This window comes from Pseudomonas sp. FGI182 (assembly GCF_000511325.1).
Taxonomy (GTDB): domain Bacteria; phylum Pseudomonadota; class Gammaproteobacteria; order Pseudomonadales; family Pseudomonadaceae; genus Aquipseudomonas; species Aquipseudomonas putida_Z.
In genome coordinates this window covers 2,271,713-2,289,524 of sequence record NZ_CP007012.1, presented here as the reverse complement: position 1 = coordinate 2,289,524, position 17,812 = coordinate 2,271,713, and the positions used below count along the sequence as shown (strand labels likewise).

General features: G+C 63.8%; 12 protein-coding genes and 1 pseudogene. 5 read left to right on the top strand and 8 right to left on the bottom strand.

The window, feature by feature from the left end:
* Nucleotides 1–153: 153 nt before the first annotated feature.
* Nucleotides 154–417, bottom strand: a complete 264-nt coding sequence (locus tag C163_RS10160) for a DUF3077 domain-containing protein (RefSeq protein WP_023660664.1) — start codon at nucleotides 415–417, stop codon at nucleotides 154–156.
* 119 nt (nucleotides 418–536) lie between these two features.
* Here C163_RS10160 and C163_RS26390 point away from each other — a divergent pair.
* Nucleotides 537–695, top strand: a pseudogene (locus C163_RS26390) (sarcosine oxidase); the annotation flags it as partial.
* A gap of 185 nt (nucleotides 696–880) precedes the next feature.
* Here C163_RS26390 and C163_RS10155 read toward each other — a convergent pair.
* The 5 genes from C163_RS10155 to C163_RS10135 all read right to left on the bottom strand — a co-directional run bounded on the left by C163_RS10155 (nucleotide 881) and on the right by C163_RS10135 (nucleotide 8,795).
* On the bottom strand, nucleotides 881–1,144 hold the full coding sequence (locus tag C163_RS10155; protein WP_023660664.1) for a DUF3077 domain-containing protein: 264 nt from the start codon (nucleotides 1,142–1,144) through the stop codon (nucleotides 881–883).
* 545 nt (nucleotides 1,145–1,689) lie between these two features.
* A complete protein-coding gene (locus C163_RS10150; RefSeq protein WP_025338661.1) occupies nucleotides 1,690–4,575 on the bottom strand; it encodes an HD domain-containing phosphohydrolase in 2,886 nt (961 codons plus the stop codon).
* Between the two features lie 269 nt (nucleotides 4,576–4,844).
* The gene (locus tag C163_RS10145; RefSeq protein ID WP_025338660.1) at nucleotides 4,845–6,338 is read right to left on the bottom strand and encodes an aldehyde dehydrogenase; all 1,494 of its coding nucleotides are present in this window, start codon (nucleotides 6,336–6,338) and stop codon (nucleotides 4,845–4,847) included.
* 189 nt (nucleotides 6,339–6,527) lie between these two features.
* A complete protein-coding gene (locus C163_RS10140; protein WP_025338659.1) occupies nucleotides 6,528–7,910 on the bottom strand; it encodes an aspartate aminotransferase family protein in 1,383 nt (460 codons plus the stop codon).
* A 42-nt stretch (nucleotides 7,911–7,952) separates the two neighbouring features.
* Nucleotides 7,953–8,795 (bottom strand): helix-turn-helix transcriptional regulator, encoded by an 843-nt coding sequence (locus C163_RS10135; RefSeq protein ID WP_025338658.1) that lies wholly within the window; start codon nucleotides 8,793–8,795, stop codon nucleotides 7,953–7,955.
* 281 nt (nucleotides 8,796–9,076) lie between these two features.
* Here C163_RS10135 and C163_RS10130 point away from each other — a divergent pair, with 281 nt between their 5' ends.
* The 4 genes from C163_RS10130 to C163_RS10115 all read left to right on the top strand — a co-directional run bounded on the left by C163_RS10130 (nucleotide 9,077) and on the right by C163_RS10115 (nucleotide 15,248).
* Nucleotides 9,077–10,456 carry an APC family permease gene (locus tag C163_RS10130; protein ID WP_025338657.1) on the top strand — a complete coding sequence of 460 codons (1,380 nt, stop codon included), beginning with the start codon at nucleotides 9,077–9,079 and terminating at the stop codon, nucleotides 10,454–10,456.
* A gap of 263 nt (nucleotides 10,457–10,719) precedes the next feature.
* Entirely contained in the window at nucleotides 10,720–12,300 is a 1,581-nt protein-coding gene (locus C163_RS10125) for an aldehyde dehydrogenase (NADP(+)) (RefSeq protein WP_025338656.1), read from the top strand.
* 164 nt (nucleotides 12,301–12,464) lie between these two features.
* Complete coding sequence (locus tag C163_RS10120) at nucleotides 12,465–13,496, top strand: IS110 family transposase (protein ID WP_025337750.1); 1,032 nt, start codon at nucleotides 12,465–12,467, stop codon at nucleotides 13,494–13,496.
* Between the two features lie 378 nt (nucleotides 13,497–13,874).
* On the top strand, nucleotides 13,875–15,248 hold the full coding sequence (locus C163_RS10115; protein ID WP_025338655.1) for an 8-oxoguanine deaminase: 1,374 nt from the start codon (nucleotides 13,875–13,877) through the stop codon (nucleotides 15,246–15,248).
* A gap of 60 nt (nucleotides 15,249–15,308) precedes the next feature.
* Here the strand turns inward: C163_RS10115 and C163_RS10110 are convergent, their stop codons facing one another.
* Both C163_RS10110 and C163_RS10105 read right to left on the bottom strand, forming a co-directional pair.
* A complete protein-coding gene (locus C163_RS10110; protein ID WP_025338654.1) occupies nucleotides 15,309–15,800 on the bottom strand; it encodes a GNAT family N-acetyltransferase in 492 nt (163 codons plus the stop codon).
* A gap of 612 nt (nucleotides 15,801–16,412) precedes the next feature.
* Nucleotides 16,413–17,648: an SRPBCC family protein gene (locus C163_RS10105; RefSeq protein WP_025338653.1), complete on the bottom strand. Its 1,236-nt coding sequence runs from the start codon at nucleotides 17,646–17,648 to the stop codon at nucleotides 16,413–16,415.
* Nucleotides 17,649–17,812: the final 164 nt, after the last annotated feature.

The window sequence follows — 17,812 nt, the reverse complement described above, 5'->3', positions numbered from 1 at the left end:
GCGCGATTCCTGTAGGAGCGGCCTTGTGTCGCGAAAGGGCCGCAAAGCGGCCCCGGCGTTTTTGCGGTGATGCACAGATCGTTGGGGGCGCTTCGCCCCCCTTTCGCGACACAAGGCCGCTCCTGCAAAGTAATCTCGCAGCCCTGCGATACCTCAGTGCTTCATGCCCAGCTCGGCATCATCCATCAGCGCCTTGGCCATTGCGCTCAGGTAATGGGCGGCCCAGATCATCATCGGTTTCTCATCCATCAGGCCGGTGATGGTCAGTTCGCGGACATAGCCCATCAATTCCGAGGACTGCTCGCGGGCATCGCGACAGGGGATGCCGGGCTCGATGCGGAACAGTGGATGGGTGCCGTTTTCGCCTTGGTAGAAGGTGGTCTTGCCGACGGTGAATTGGGTGTCTTCTGTGGTCATTGGTGAATCCCACTGAAATATCTCGACTGCCTGAGCCGGCCCTTTCGCGGGTAAACCCGCTCCCACAGGTACTGTGCAAGTCTTGAAGTCTGTGGTGATCCTGTGGGAGACCTCGGCGGCGCGGCAACGTGATCGTGCTGAATGTGGGGAGCGATGAGAGGCCGGCGTTGCAGTTGCTGTTTGATCGGGCGTCGCTGGCGTATTTCCGTGAAGCGGTGCTGGATGCCATGGATGAGTTCGATGGTGGGTGGGTCGGGGTGGATGAGCTGATGCATTGACCTGCGCCGGCCTGCCCTGTTCCTCATGAACGGCGCGATTCCTGTAGGAGCGGCCTTGTGTCGCGAAAGGGCCGCAAAGCGGCCCCGGCGTTTTTGCGGTGGTGCACAGATCGTTGGGGGCGCTTCGCACCCCTTTCGCGACACAAGGCCGCTCCTACAAAGTAATCACGCAGATCTGCGATACCTCAGTGCTTCATGCCCAGCTCGGCATCATCCATCAGCGCCTTGGCCATTGCGCTCAGGTAATGGGCGGCCCAGATCATCATCGGTTTCTCATCCATCAGGCCGGTGATTGTCAGTTCGCGGACATAGCCCATCAATTCCGAGGACTGCTCGCGGGCATCGCGGCAGGGGATGCCGGGCTCGATGCGGAACAGTGGATGGGTGCCGTTTTCGCCTTGGTAGAAGGTGGTCTTGCCGACGGTGAATTGGGTGTCTTCTGTGGTCATTGGTGAATCCCCCTGAAATATCTCGACTGCCTGAGCCGGCCCTATCGCGGGTAAACCCGCTCCCACAGGTACTGTGCAAGTCTTGAAGTCTGTGGTGATCCTGTGGGAGCGGGTTCACCCGCGAAGAGGCCAGCCCTGGCGACACATCAATAAAGCCTTAATGCGAAGTGCTGCGCCCATCGGGCATCTGCTGTCTTCGAAGGAATGGGGGGGTGTGGGGTGGATCGGGGACAACTTTCAGCATGAATCAACTCCTTGATGGAGCTACCACACACCTGCTGTCAAACGGGAGGGCGGCAACTGTACGTAGGTTGACAGACCGGCGGAGTTGATCAGTTACCGGCGCACGCGAACGTGCCCTACGCACAGCTGCCATTGAAACCTCAGCCATGCGATCAACCCGAAGCGGCCTGTCAAAGCCGATCGCTGATGTGCAGCGACCCGCCGAGACTAGAGCGCTGCCAAAGCGGCCGCAACGGGAAACAGGCGGCGTGAGTATCTTTGGGAAATGGCCTACAAGGAAGGGGCTAAATCTGATTTTTCGTTCAAGCCGGGCAACGCATCTGCCCCAACCAGTACGCCACATCCACCTCATCGATCTGCTCGGCACGCAGGAACCGCTCGGCATACTGGCGGTACACCCCGCTGCTGAGGAACAGCTCCAGCAACTGGCCGTCGATGTGCCCGCCACGGGCCATGCCCACCAGGATCTTCACCGACTCGGACAGGGTCTTCGGCGCCTTGTAGGGCCGGTCGGCCGCGGTCAGCGCCTCGAAGATGTCGGCAATCGCCATCACCCGCTCGGCAATGCCCAGGTCCTGCTCGCCCAGCCGGCGCGGGTAGCCGCTGCCGTCCATTTTCTCGTGGTGGTTGCCGGCGATGTCCGGCACCCGCTTGAGCTGGCGGGGGAACGGCAAGGAACTGAGCATGATGATGGTCTGCACGATGTGTTCGTTGATCTTGAAGCGTTCCTCATCATTCAGCGTGCCGCGGCGGATCGCCAGGTTGTACAACTCGCCATGATTGCTGGCGTAGGCCGGCAAGCGCATGTCGAAGCCCCAGCGGTTGCGCGGGTCGCCCTTGGCCACCGGGGGCTTGCGGGGGCCCCAAGGCACGCAATGCTCAGGGCGGTCGGCCAGCAGTGGTTCGTCAACCGGTAGCGCAGGCGCAGGCACGTCGGCAAAGCGCTCCACCTCATCACGGGAGATGCCCAGGCGGTTGTCGAAATGGCGCTGCCAGCGGCGCTGGCCAATCTGCTGCAGGCGCTCGATGTCGGCGTCCTGCATGAACTCGCCGCCGATGTTGGCCTGGGCGACGAAGGCGAAGTCGTCCTGCAGCTGGGCCTGGCTGCGCGCCAGGGTGGCTTGCAGCGCCTGCTGGTCGCCACCGCTGGCCAGGCCTTGCCAATAGGCCAGATCGGCATCCCGCCAGAGCACCTCGAAACGCATGCGTACCTCGTGGATACGGTTGTACAAGGTTTCCAGCTTGGTCGCCTTGTCCACCACATACTCGGGGCTGGTGACCTTGCCGCAGTCGTGCAGCCAGGCCGCCACGTGGAATTCGTAGCGTTCAGCCGCGGTCATGCTGAAGCTGGCGTACGGGCCGGTTTCGGCCGCCACCGCCTGGTCCAGCAGCATCTGCGCCAGTTGTGGCACCCGTTCGCAGTGGCCGCCGGTATAGGGGCTCTTGGCATCGATGGCATCGGCCAGCAGCTTGATCATGGCATCCAGCAGGCGTTGCTGGGCTTCGACCAGCTGGCGTGTCTCGATGGCCACCGCCACCACCCCGGACAGTTCGGCAACAAAGCTGCGGAACGGCTGGCCTGTCTGCTCGTGTACAGGCCCATCGCCCAGTTGCAGGACCAGAATGCCCAGCAACGCCTGGCTACGGTCATTCAACACCAAGGCCATGCTGCCCTCATGCAGGCCGAGGGCCTGGGTCACCGCCGTGGCCAGGTGCTGCTGGGCAGCCTCATCCACGGCCAGCTCGCCAGGGTACTGCTCGCCACGGCAGGCGGCGGCCAGGCGCAGCAAGGCATGTTCGGCATCGAACAGGTACACCACGCCGGCATTGACCCCGGCGGCTTCCACCAGATGGGTCAACACACCGTCGAGCATGCGCTCCAGGTCGCGCTCGCGGCTGAGCGTGAGGGTAATCGCCTGGAAGCTGCGGATGGTGCCGGACATGCGGCTGAGCACGCGGCTCAGTTCACGCACCTCGGACACCCGCGAGCGCACCCCGACTTCGCGGCTGAAATCAAAACCCGCCACGCCTTGCAGCTGTTCAGTCAGCAGCCGCAACGGGCGGCCGATGCGCCGGCCGAGCACACCACCAAGCACCAGCAGCACGGTTATCAGGGCGGCGGTCCAGAGTAACTGTTCGAGCAGTACCTTGCGCGCACCGGCCAGCAACTCATGGCCTGGCACGGCAATCAGCACCTGCAGGTCCTGCCCGGCCAGGTTGGTCAGTTGCACGCGCATGCCATACCAGGTCTGGCCGTCCACCTGATAAGGCTGCGGGCGGGTGCCTTGCGGCAGGTCGGCGTAAAGGTGCTCCAGGCTGGGGATGCCCAGTTCGCCGATGCGCGACAAGCGCACGGCCTGCCCTTCGTGCACGATTACCCGCTGCAGGTCCGGGTAGGCCACCACGCTGCCCTGGTCGTCGACCACGACGATCTCGGTGCCGGGGGTCATGCGCAGGCCCTGGGTCTCGCTGGCCAGGTCGTCGACCGAAACGTCCATGCCGATCACCGCCCCGCCGTCGACGCTGCGCTGGGCCATGGTCAGGCCGATCTCGCGGGTGGTGAAGAACACATAGGGGTGGGTCAGCACCGTGGTGGGTTGGGCGCTGGCTTCGACAAACCACGGGCGCGTGCGCGGGTCGTAGCGGTATTCGGGCTTGGCCTGGGCCTGCAGCAGGTTCAGCGCGTGGTCGTAGAAGCGCCATTCACCCTGCACCGCCCCACCCTCACGGCTGACGCTCTGCACCAGGAACACGGTGCCCGGCGGCGCGGCGAAACGCTGCAACAACTGCGGGTCGCGCAAGCGGCGCACCAGCAGGAACTCACCACTGGGGTAACCCATGTAGGCAGCACTGAGCATGCGGTTGGCGTCCAGCGTCTCGACCAGTTGCGGCAAGCGTTCCAGGCGCTGCGCCGGGGTTTGCGCGGCCGGGTTGTGGGCGAGCAGGCGGATACTGCTGTGCACCGGGTCGATCAGGCGCCGGGCGCGCTCGTCGATGGTCTTGCCAATTTGCTGGGCAGAATCACCCGCTGCGGCCACCAAGGTCTGGCGAATGCCGTGATAGCCCTGCCAGGCCAGGGCGGCGCCGAGCAGCAACATGCCCAGCACGATGGCGAGTGCCACCAGCCACTGCAGTGAAATGCCACGTCCGGCGTTGCCAGCAGCACGACCATTCGACACGCAGCCCATCTCAGGTACTCCATGTATGGCACATTGCCTTGGCTGATACCCGCAGCAGTGTAGAGGGCGGACGGGCTTTTTGCCGGGCTAGAGAAGAAATTTAGTCTTGCATGGCTCCTCTAGCCAGCACTGGCCCTTGTAGGAGCGGCCTTGTGTCGCGACAGGGCTGCAAAGCAGCCCCGGCAATTTGTGCATCTGTGCTGAAACCCTGGGGCTGCTTTGCAGCCCTATCGCGACACAAGGCCGCTCCTACAGGTCCTGGGTATGCCTTCAGGGTATCAGGCGCGCAACTGGTACCAGGTGGTCTTGAGCTGCGAATACTTGTCGAACGAGTGCAGCGACAGGTCGCGGCCAAACCCGGACTGCTTGCCGCCGCCGAACGGCACCGTCACGTCCAGCGCATCGACCGTGTTCACCGACACGGTGCCGGCCTTCAACGCCCGCGCCACGCGGTGCACCTGGTTGAAGTCATCGCTCCACACCGACGCCGCCAGCCCATAGATGCTGTCGTTGGCCAGGCGCACGGCCTGCTCTTCACTGTCGAAGGCACTGACCGCCAGCACCGGCCCGAATACCTCTTCCCGCGCCAGGCTCATACGACCATCGACACCGGCAAAAATGGTCGGCTCGATGTAATTGTCCGAGCCGTCGATGGTCAGGCGCCGGCCACCACACACCAACCGCGCCCCGTCCTGCCCGGCACGGGCGATGGCGGCTTCGATCCGGCCGGTCTGCCCGGCATCCACAATGGCACCGGCACGGCTCGCCGGGTCCAGCGGGTTGCCTGGCAGCCACTGGCGGGCCTTGGCCTGCAGGCGCTCGATGAACTCGTCATGGATGGAGCGCTGCACGTACAGCCGCGAGTTGGCCGAGCACACCTCACCCTGGTTGAAGAAGATACCGAATGCCGCCTTTTCCGCAGCCAGGTCCAGGTCCTGGCAGTTTTCGAACACCAGGTTGGGGCTCTTGCCGCCGCACTCCAGCCATACCTGCTTGAGGTTGGACTGTGCCGAGTACTGCATGAAGTACTTGCCCACCTGGGTGGAGCCGGTAAACACCAGGCAATCCACGTCCGGGTGCAGGCCCAGCGCCTGCCCGGCCTGCTCGCCCAGGCCCGGCACCACGTTCAGCACGCCTTCCGGCACACCGGCCTGCAGCGCCAACTGGGCCAGACGCAAGGCCGAGAACGGTGATTGCTCGGCGGGCTTGAGCACCACGCTGTTGCCGGCAGCCAGCGCCGGGGCGAGCTTCCAGGCGGCCATGTCGAGCGGGAAGTTCCACGGCACCACGGCGGCGACCACGCCGAGGGCTTCGCGGGTGATGGTGGCCAGCGCGTTGGGCGCGGTGGGTGCCACCTGGTCGTACAGCTTGTCCAGCGCCTCGCCGTACCAGGCGAACACCTGCGCCGAGCCCGGCACATCGATGTTGTAGGCGTCCATGACCGGCTTGCCCATGTTCAGCGAGTCGAGCAGGGCCAGTTCTTCGCGATGGGCCATGATCAGCTCGGCCAGGCGCAGCAGCACTTTCTTGCGCTCGCCCGGGGCCATGCGCGGCCATGGGCCTTGTTCGAAAGCCCTGCGGGCGCTGGCGACGGCCAGGTCGACCTCGGCCTGGCCGCAGGCGGTGACCTGGGCCAGCACCTTGTTGGTAGCGGGGTTGATGGCGGCGAAGGTGGCGCCGTCCTGTGCGTTGACGGGCTTGCCGTCGATCAGTGCATTGGCCGGGAGGTAGAGGTCCGAGGCACGTTGTTGCCAGAATTGGAGGGTGTACATTTGTACTCCAGGCGACCGTCGTGGCGGTCTCTGTTGCTCGTAAGGTGCAGTGTCGATACAGCACCGGGGGAGCGGGTTCATAGAGGCGTCGAACCGCCGCGAACACCGGCGAAGCCGGTGCCATGCACCGCGTCGCATTCTTCGCGGGTGAACCCGCTCCCACAGGGGCTGCGGAGCGCTCGCAGGTTTTTAGAGCTTGCCGACCAGGCGCGCCGTGCGGTCCACGGCGATGCGGGTCTTCTCCACCAGCTCATCCAGCTCGCTGTGGTTGGCGATCAGCGCCGGCGCCATGATCATCCGGCCCAGGGTGGAGCGAATGATCACCCCTTCCTCGAAACCGAAGGTGCGGCACTGCCAGGCCAGGTCATTCTCGTTGGCGAAGCGCTTGCGCGTCGGCTTGTGCTCGGCGAACTGCAGCGCCGCCACCAACCCGGCGCCCTGCACCTGGCCGATCAACGGGTGGTCGGCAAACACCTCGCGCAGGATGCGCTGCAGGTACGGCCCGGTGTCGTCCTTCACCTGGCGCACGATGCCTTCGTCACGCAGCGCCTTCAGGTTGGCGATGGCCACCGCCGCCGCCACCGGGTGGCCGGAATAGGTCAGGCCGTGGGCGAACACCCCGCCCCGCTCCACCAGCGCCTCGGCAATGCGCTTGCTCAGCACCAGGCCGCCCATGGGCACATAGCCGCTGGTCAGGCCCTTGGCGATCGACAGGGTGTCGGGCTCGAAGCCGAAGTACTCGTGGGCGAACCATTCGCCAGTGCGGCCAAAGCCGCCGATCACTTCATCGGCGCACAGCAGCACGTCGTACTGGCGGCAGATGCGCTGGATCTCGGGCCAGTAGCTTTCCGGCGGGAAGATCATGCCGCCCGCGCCCTGGAACGGCTCGGCGATAAAGCCGGCGACGTTCTCGGCACCCAGTTCGAGGATTTTCTCCTCCAGCTGCAGGGCGCAGCGGCGGCCGAACTCGGCCGGGGTCAGCTCGCCGCCCTCGGCGTACCAGTACGGTTCATCGATGTGCGCCACATCCGGGATCAACCCGCCCATTTCGTGCATGAACTTCATGCCACCCAGCGCCGTGGCGGCCAGGGTGGAGCCGTGGTAACCGTTCCAGCGGCCGATCATGATCTTCTTGTTCGGCTGGCCGACCACCTGCCAGTAGCGGCGCACGGTACGGATCAGCACCTCGTTGGCCTCGGAGCCGGAGTTGGTGTAGATCGCGTGGCTGTAGTGCCCCGGCAACAGGCTGAACAGCAGCTCGGACAGTTCGATCACCGCCGGGTGGGTGGTGTGGAAGAACATGTTGTAGTAGGCCAGCTGGTCCATCTGCGTGGCTGCGGCGGCGGTCAGGTCGCGGCGGCCGTAGCCGAGCTGGGTGCACCACAGGCCGGACATGCCGTCCAGGTAGCGCTTGCCCTCGCTGTCCCACAGGTGCAGGCGTTCGCCACCGACGATCACTCGCGGCCCTTCGGCGTTCAGCGCCTTCTGGTCGAGGAAGGCATGGATGTGGTGCGCGGCATCGGCTGCCTGGTAGTCACGGGTCTGGCGTTGCGGGGCGAAAGGCGCATTCATTGTTGGTTTTCCTTTGCGGTGGGGTTGCAGGGTGGCTTGCGCTCAGCGCAGCTTGCCCATGTAGCTTTCCAGCGGGTCCTTGCCCAGCACGCCCTGGGCATTGGCCAGCGCGTCGATGAACAGGGAGAACAGCTCGGACTGGGTACCGATGTCGAGCTTGGCGTAGACGTTCTTGCGGTGTGACTTGATGGTGTCCTCCGACACCCCCAGGCGCTCGGCCAGCGACTTGGTCGAGTGGCCTCGCAGGATCAGCTGGGCGATACGGCACTCACGCTCGGTCAGCAGCGAGCTGCCGAAGTTGTTCAACGCCACGTGGATGCGCTGCTCGAGGATGTTCTCGAAGCGCCCGGTGCGGCTGTCCAGCCCGGCGAAGTGCTTGCCGAGCACCGCCAGTACCCAGGGCGTGATACGCCCGAACAGCGCACGGGTTTGCCCATCGAGCTTGTCGGTGAACGCCAGCGATACCGCCAGGCTCTGCCCGGGCGCGACCTGCAGGATGTAGTTGAGCTCATCCTCCAGGTGCGAGTGCCGGTAGAACGACTGGTAGTACTCGCTGACCTCGAAGTGGTCGGGCGCCACTTCGAACAGGCCGTAGCAACCGGACTCGACCTGCTCCACACAGGCCCCGTAGAACGGGTCGAGCAGATAGAAGCCGGACAGGTAGCGGCTGACATTGCCCTCGGGCTGCCAGGGCGCCTTGTCGTCCTGCTCGAACAGCGCGCAGGGCATGCCGTCGTGCGGGTACAGGTACACCGTGGTCGCCTGGATCGGCCGAATCACGCCAAGCGCAGCAAACAGGGTGGCGGCAAAGCCCGGTCGGCCGATCGCCTCGGTGACCTTGGCCAGGTGCTCGAACCACTGTTGCGAAAGCAATTGATCAGTCACTTTGGGCCTGCCGTCTCAAGTAAAGGCACCGCCGCCAGTGCGGTGCGTCGTTGGCCAGATACTCCCATGGCACTGCAAACACCGAAATCACCCTTTGGGGTGAGCAGGCAAAGCCCCCTGCTGGCTCACCCCAAAGGGTGATTCCGGGTACCAGCGGGGTGTGGGAGCATCAACCCGCCCCAGCGCTGCGAGCCAGCCGCTCGACCTCCTTGCACAACACCCACCGGTATCGAGCCCGCTCGCATACCGCGGCGTCCTGCATCCCTTTCCAGGAGTTAGCAATGCATACAACAACAAGTACAGCCCATAGCCCTGCACATAGCCCGTCGCAACCCACCGCCAGCAACGGCCGTTTCCGCAAGTCCATGGGGCTGCCCGCCCTGGTGCTGTTCGGCCTGGCCTATATGGTCCCCCTGGCAGTGTTCACCACCTACGGGCTGGTCACCCAGATGACCAAGGGGCACCTGCCCACCGCCTACCTGCTGACCCTCGCCGCCATGCTGCTGACCGCCTACAGCTACGGCCGCATGGTCCAGGCCCACCCCTACTCCGGCTCGGTCTACACCTACACCCGCAAGGCCTTCGGCAGCCACATCGGCTTCATCGCCGGCTGGACCCTGCTGCTCGACTACATCTTCCTGCCGCTGCTCAGCTACCTGCTGATCGGCATCTACATGTCGGAGTACTTCCCGGCCATCCACGCCTGGGTGTGGGTGGCGGGCTCCATTGCCCTGGTCACCTTCCTCAACCTGATCGGCATCGAGTCGATCACCCGGGTGAACTGGATCCTGGTGGTGGTGCAACTGGTGTTCATCGTCGTGTTCGTCGCCCTGTCCATCCACAACCTCAGCGGGCAGGCGCAGCCGGTGTCGCTGCTGGCGCCGTTCCACCACGAAGGCTTCAGCGTGCCGTTGATCATGACCGGCGCCGCCGTGCTGTGCCTATCGTTCCTGGGCTTCGATGCGGTCTCGACCATGGCCGAGGAAACCAGCAACCCCACCTACCGCATTCCCGTGGCGATCCTCGCCGTGTCGCTGATCGGCGGCATGTTGTTCCTGGTGGTGTCGTACTGCGCACAGATGGTGTTCCCTGACTGGGGCAGCTTCGCCGACCCGGACTCGGCGTCGGTGGACGTGATGCGCCGGGTCGGCGGCGAACTGCTGGTGACCGCCTTCACCGCCACTTACGTGGCCGGCTGCTTCGCCTCGGCCATGGTGTCCCAGGCCAGCGTGTCGCGGGTGCTGTTCGCCATGGGCCGCGACGGTGCGTTGCCGCGTGCGTTCGGCCAGCTGGTGACGAAAAAGCGCGTACCGGCCACGGCCATCCTGCTAGTCAGCCTGCTGTCGCTGATTGCCTTGGTGATCAGCCTCGACACGGTGGCCAACATGATCAGCTTTGGCGCGCTGTTCGCCTTCTCGGCGGTGAACCTGGCCGTGGTCAAGCACTACCTGATCGACCACAAGCTGCGTGGTGGCCGCAACTACCTGCTGTATGGCGCCATTCCCGGCCTGGGCTTCCTCAGCACGCTGTGGCTGTGGAGTAGCCTGACCAGCCTGTCGTTCACCATCGGTTTATGCTGGATGGGCATGGGCCTGGTGGTGCTGCTGGGGCTTACCCGGGCGTTCCGGGTGAAGCTGCCGGAGTTGCAGATGGCCGAGTGACCCACGCGCTTTCAAGCATTTGCGCGGTCCCTGTGGGAGCGGGTTTACCCGCGAAGCAGGCGACTCGGTGGATGGCACCGGCTTCGCCGGTGTTCGCGGGTGAACCCGCTCCCACAGGGGGGCCGTGCATACGATCGAAACTTTTGGAGAAGGCCGTTGTGATAACAATCTGTTATCACCTGATCCGCATTAATCATTATTCAGCACGCATTTCGCCCCCTACAGTCCCAGCCCAACGACTGTCATTGCCAACGGGAAACGAAATGTCCATCGAACATCGCCTGAACCACATCGCCGGCCAGCTCAGCGGCAACGGTGACGTGCTGCTGAACAGCGTCGACGCCCACTCCGGCGAGCCACTGCCATACGCCTTCCACCAGGCGACCGGCGACGAAGTCGAAGCCGCCGTGCTGGCCGCCGAGGCTGCCTACCCGGCCTACCGCAGCACCAGCCCGGCACAGCGCGCCGCCTTCCTCGACGCCATCGCCAACGAACTGGACGCACTGGGCGATGACTTCGTCCAGCATGTGATGCGCGAAACCGCGCTGCCCGAGGCACGCATCCGCGGTGAGCGCGCCCGCACCAGCAACCAGCTGCGCCTGTTTGCCGATGTGGTGCGCCGTGGCGACTTCCTCGGTGCGCGCATCGACCGTGCGCTGCCCGAGCGCACCCCACTGCCACGCCCGGACCTGCGCCAGTACCGCATCGGCGTCGGCCCGGTGGCTGTATTCGGTGCCAGCAACTTCCCGCTGGCCTTCTCCACCGCCGGCGGTGATACCGCCTCGGCGCTGGCGGCCGGCTGCCCGGTGGTGTTCAAGGCCCACAGCGGGCACATGCTGACCGCTGCCCACGTGGCCGCGGCCATTGACCGCGCGGTGGCCGGTAGCGGCATGCCTGCAGGCGTGTTCAACATGATCTATGGCGCCGGCGTGGGTGAAGCGCTGGTCAAGCACCCGGCCATCCAGGCGGTCGGCTTCACCGGTTCGCTGCGTGGCGGCCGCGCCCTGTGCGACATGGCGGCTGCGCGCCCGCAGCCGATCCCGGTGTTCGCCGAAATGAGCAGCATCAACCCGGTAATTGTCCTGCCCCAGGCCCTGCAGGCCCGTGGCGAGCAGGTAGCCGGCGAACTGGCCGCCTCGGTAGTGCTGGGTTGCGGGCAGTTCTGCACCAACCCGGGCCTGGTGGTGGGCATCAAGTCGCCGCAGTTCGAACGCTTCGTGCACACGCTGGTGGCGAGCATGGCCGACCAGGCGCCGCAGACCATGCTCAACGCTGGCACCCTGCGCAGCTATCAGAACGGTGTGCAGCACCTGCTGGCGCACCCTGGCATCCAGCACCTGGCCGGGCAGCCACAAGCCGGCACGCAGGCCCAGCCGCAGCTGTTCAAGGCGGACGTGAGCCTGCTGCTGGACAGCGACCCTCTGCTGCAGGAAGAAGTGTTCGGCCCGACCACCGTGGTGGTGGAAGTGGCCGATGCCCAGCAACTGGCCGAAGCACTGCGCCACCTGCAAGGCCAGCTGACGGCCACCCTGATTGCCGAACCGGACGACCTGCGTGCCTTTGCTGCGCTGGTGCCGCTGCTGGAGCGCAAGGCCGGGCGCCTGCTGCTGAACGGCTACCCGACCGGCGTAGAGGTATCGGACGCGATGGTGCATGGCGGGCCATACCCGGCCACCTCCGATGCCCGTGGCACTTCGGTCGGTACCTTGGCCATCGACCGCTTTCTGCGCCCGGTGTGCTTCCAGAACTACCCGGATGCGCTGCTGCCGGATGCGCTGAAAAGTGCCAACCCGCTGGGGATTGCGCGGTTGGTGGATGGGGTCGCCAGCCGTGGCGCGGTTTGATCTGACATTGAGGTAGCCTGTGCCGGCCTCTTCGCGGGTAAACCCGCTCCCACAGGTACTACACAGCTCATGAATTCTGTGCAGTACCTAATGAAATGGTCCTCCCAGGACTCCCCAGTGAAAGCCTAAGCTTTCACTGGGGGATCTAACTGGAGATCGCCGTTATGAATACTCAGAATCTTGCTCTTACCAGCTTGGATCTAGGCAAAAATTGTTTCCATTTCCACGGCCAGGATAGCCGTGGCCAGTACCTGTTCCGTAGCAAAATTTCTCGCAGCAAGGTTTTTTCCTACATCGCTCAACTACCACCCTGCACCTTGGCCATGGAGGCCTGTGGAGGCGCTCATTTCATGGCTCGATTCGCAGCCAGCTGTGGTCATCAACCCAAATTGATTGCCGCGCAGCATGTACGACCTTATGTCAAAAGTAACAAAAACGACTACACCGACGCCGAGGCCATTGGTGAAGCAGCCAGTCGTTCGGCAATGCGATTTGTTGCAATCAAAAGCGAAGCCCAGCAAGCGCTGAGCATGCTCAACATGACCCGTGAAGCTTTCATTCGGGACCGCACAGCGACGGTCAATCGAATCCATGCTTTCCTGCTTGAGTGGGGCGTTAGCCTGGCGCCAACCTTCAAGTCGGTCAGAGAGTTACCGGAAACGTTGGAAAAACTTCATGCTCCTGGCTCGGTAATTCGCCTTTTCCAACAGTTTCATGCGCACTTCAACTACCTTGACGAACAGGTCAAGGTACTCACCAAAGAGCTGGAGAGCCAGGTCGCTGGAGATGATCTGGCAACCCGTTTGATGACCATACCGTGTATTGGACCGATCACCTCCAGCGCCCTGGCTGCAGAATTAGGTGACGGTAAGCAGTTCAAACGAGGACGTGACTATTCGGCCTCGATAGGCCTGGTGCCCAAGCAGCTGACCACCGGCGGGAAACCGCGCTTGCTGGGTATCAGCAAACGCGGTGATCGCAATCAGCGACGGCTACTGGTGCAGTGCAGCCATACCTTCATCAACCACCTGGATAAGCAATCTGGGCGATTGGCTGATTGGGTGAGAGTGTTGCTGACTCGCCATCACCCGAATGTGGTTGTGTGCGCCTTGGCGAACCGGCTAGCACGGATAGCTTGGGCAATCGCACACAGCCATGGCATTTATGAAGCAGGGCCAAGCGCACAGAACGCTTGACCCTGCGCTACCAAGCACCACCCAACGGTTTTTGCGATGCTGGATAACAGATGACGTAAACGGCCAACCGACCTGACGAAAAACCTGGGCTCCCACGCGGCTCTAAAGCCGATTTACCTAATCAGGATCGTCAGGCGCGACTTTCATCAAGGCGCGAACCTTAACCCTTCGACGCCGAATAGATTGCGGCAAGCCAACTACGCATCCAGATTCAGTATTGCAGAAACTGGGAGGACCATAGATGTGGGAGCGGGTTTACCCGCGAAGAGGCCGGCACAGGACTATCAGCCCTGTATACAATCCGCAAAAACCTTGCTTACAATGCCATGCGCCTATGACATCGGTAATCGCCGATGCGTATTGCGACAGGCTTAAGCCATGTCATCTACAAATGCTCCAAGAACGCTACTGGTCAAAAATGCCGAACTTCTGGTCACCATGGACGGCGAACGCCGCGAAATCAGGAACGGCGGAATGTTCATCGAAGGCAACCTGATCCGCCAGGTCGGCCCCAGCGATACCCTGCCACAGCACGCCGATGTGGTGCTGGACATGGCCGGCAAGGTGGTCATCCCTGGCCTAGTCAACACCCACCACCACATGTACCAGAGCCTCACCCGCGTGGTGCCGGCAGCCCAGGACGGCGAGCTGTTCAACTGGTTGACCAACCTCTACCCGATCTGGGCACGCCTGACCCCCGAGATGATCGCGGTGTCGACCCAGACCGCCATGGCCGAACTGATCCTGTCCGGCTGCACCACCTCCAGCGACCACCTGTACATCTACCCCAACGGCTGCAAGCTCGACGACAGCATCCATGCCGCCGACGAGATCGGCATGCGCTTCCACGCCGCGCGCGGCAGCATGAGCGTGGGCCGTAGCCAGGGCGGCCTGCCGCCTGATTCGGTGGTGGAGAAGGAAGCCGACATCCTCAAGGAATCCCAGCGCCTGATCGAGGATTATCACGACGCCAGCCACGGCTCGATGCGCCGCATCGTAGTGGCGCCCTGCTCGCCGTTCTCGGTCAGCCGCGACCTGATGCGCGAAGCAGCCGTGCTGGCGCGCCAGTACGGGGTGTCGTTGCACACCCACCTGGCCGAGAACGTCAACGACATCGCCTACAGCCGCGAGAAGTTCGGCATGACCCCCGCCGAATATGCCGAGGACCTCGGCTGGGTCGGCCACGACGTGTGGCACGCCCATTGCGTGCAACTCGACCAGCATGGCATCGAGCTGTTCGCCCGCACCGGCACGGGTGTCGCCCACTGCCCATGCTCGAACATGCGCCTGGCCTCGGGCATCGCCCCGGTGCGCAAGATGCGCGACCACGGGGTGCCGGTGGGCCTGGGGGTCGACGGTTCGGCATCCAACGACGGCGCCAGCATGATCGGTGAAGTGCGCCAGGCCTTGCTGCTGCAACGGGTGGGCTTCGGCCCCGACGCGATGACTGCACGCGAGGCGCTGGAAATTGCAACGCTCGGCGGTGCCAAGGTGCTCAACCGCAACGACATCGGCGCCCTGGCCCCAGGCATGGTGGCCGACTTCGTCGCCTTCGACCTCGGCCACGTGGCCTATGCCGGTGGCCATCACGACCCGTTGGCGGCGCTGGTGTTCTGCACCCCGACCCAGGTGCACACCAGTGTCATCAATGGCCGTGTGGTGGTGAAGGATGGCCAGCTGGCCACGGTCGACCTGCCACGGGTGCTGGAGCGCCACAACCAGTTGGCACGCCAGCTGGTCAGCGGCGAATAAGCAGCCATTCGGGGCCGCCTTGGCGGCCCATCGCCGGCAACGCTGCCGTGTCTTGCGAAATCAGAGGACCATGAGCATCTCATGCCAGGCCATGCCGCCGTGGTCCGACGGCGACGGTTTCACGTACTGATACCCCAGCTTCTGGTACAACGCCACATGCTGTTCCTTGCACATCAGGTGAATGGTCAGCTTGCCCGCCGCTTTCATGCGTGCGATGAATTCAACCATCAACTGCTTGGCGTAGCCTTTGCCCTGGTGCGCCGGGTCCACCACCACCGACATGATCACCACGTTTGGCGCCGCCGGGTCATGCCCGACCAGCTCCTTGAATGCCTCGTCGGACATCACCACTTCGTGGGCACAGCCGCTGTTGATGAAACCAACGATCTCGCCCGCGTTTTCCAGCACCAGGAAGCCCTGCGGATACTGCGCGATGCGAGTGCGGATCTTCTCCAGCGTGGCCGCCTCATCGCCTTCATAGGCACCGATTTCGATGGCGTAGCAGCGTTCGGCGTCGGCGGCTGTGGGGGTGCGGAACTGAGGGGCGCTCATGGAGGGATTCCTTGGTAATGGCTAAAAACAGCCGCCATGGTAAATGAGCGCCGCTGCCACAGGTACAGCTTGTACCCGAAACCTGCGCAGTAACCGAACACATCCACCGCGCCGCCTGCTTCGCGGGCATGCCCGCTCCCACAGGTACGGCGCAGGCTTCGGGATCACACTGTACCTGTGGGAGCGGCCGTGGCCGCGAACACCGGCGCAGCCGGTGCCATCCACCGCGTCGCCTGCTTCGCGGGCATGCCCGCTCCCACAGGTACGGCGCAGGCTTCGGGCTCACGCTGTACCTGTGGGAGCGGCCGTGGCCGCGAACACCGGCGCAGCCGGTGCCATCCACCGCGCCGCCTGCTTCGCGGGCATGCCCGCTCCCACAGGTACGGCGCAGGCTTCGGGCTCGCGCTGTACCTGTGGGAGCGGCCGTGGCCGCGAACACCGGCGTAGCCGGTGCCATCCACCGCGTCGCCTGCTTCGCGGGCATGCCCGCTCCCACAGGTACTCCGCAGGCTTCGGGCTCACGCCGTACCTGTAGGAGCGGCTTTAGCCGCGAACACCGGCGAAGCCGGTGCCATCCATCACAACACCTGCTTCGCGAGCATGCCCGGATGTTCAGCCCACCGATTTCAACGGCACACGCCCACTCAGCCGCTCGAGCATGGTCGCGCAGTACCAGTCATCGAACTGGCACACCCCGTTCTCGGCATTCTCCGAGAACGGTCCGGGTTCATAGCTGGGCGAAGAAACGCCCGCATGGGTCCCTTCCACCAAGCGGCGGTCCTGGTCGTTGGTCGCCAGCCATACCTTGGTCAACCGGTCGAGGTCATAGTCGACCCCTTCCACCGCCGACTCCGGCACCAGCCACTTGGTGGTCACCAAGGTTTCCCCCGGGCCAATCGGCAGCACGCGGAAACTCAGCGCGTGGTCGCCAAGGAAATGGTTCCAGGTAGAGGGATAGTTGAAGTACAGCAAAGCACCGATATCCGCCTCGCCACTGCTGTCCAACCGCCCGTTGACGGCGGGCTTGCCGTCCATGGTGTAGCTGACGGCGCCGGCCGAGAGCGGGATGCGGGTCATGCGGAAGCGCCCCAGTGGGTCCATGACCAGGCGGCTGGGCATGCCCGCCGTTTCGCAGCGGGTCCAGTGGGCCACCAGTTCCGGGTCGTCGTCACCGCCCACACCGGCCACCGACAGGTTCTCGACGAACGAGTTGAGCAACTCGGGGTGGGTGCCGTCGCAGTGGTAGCACTCGCGGTTGTTTTCGAACACCAGCTTCCAGTTGCCCTTCTCGATTAGGTTGGACTCGAAGGCGACCTTGCAGTTTTCCAGGCCGTGCGGGGCGATGAAGGGGCTGACCGCCGCGCGGAAGCTGCTGAAGTCCGGCGCCTGTTGCGCCACGCACACGTAGATGTAGGTGTGGACGACCTCCACATGCACCGGCTTGAGGTTGTATTGCGACTTGTCGAAATCCGCGCCCATGTTGCCGGCATAGATCAGGTTGCCATCCAGCTCGAATGTCCACTTGTGGTAAGGGCACACCAGCTTGGCGACTTTACCCGCAGCGTGTTCGCACACCTTGGCACCGCGGTGGCGGCAGGCATTGTGGAACGCGCGCACTTCGCCGTCCTTGCCACGCACGACAGCCACCGGGTAGTCGCCGATCTGCAGGGTGAAATACTGGCCGGCCTTGGGAATCTCGAATGTATGGCCGGCGAAGACCCAGTCCTTGTGCCAGATTTGCTCAAGGTCCTGACGATACACTTCCGGGTCCAGATACAGTTCCCGGGGCAATACATGCCGCGGTTTGCGCTGTTTGATCAGGCCAATGACGGATTCATTGCTATTCATTATTATCCTCCAGCCACACGGTGTTCACGACAACCGCTGACAATTACCGAACCATTTTTCTTGTAACCAGCCAACTGAAACTTTCTCGCAAGTTAAACTTCAGCCCCGCCCGCTTCAAACGACATTTTCAAAGCACAATTCATGATGCGTTGTTATGTATTGAC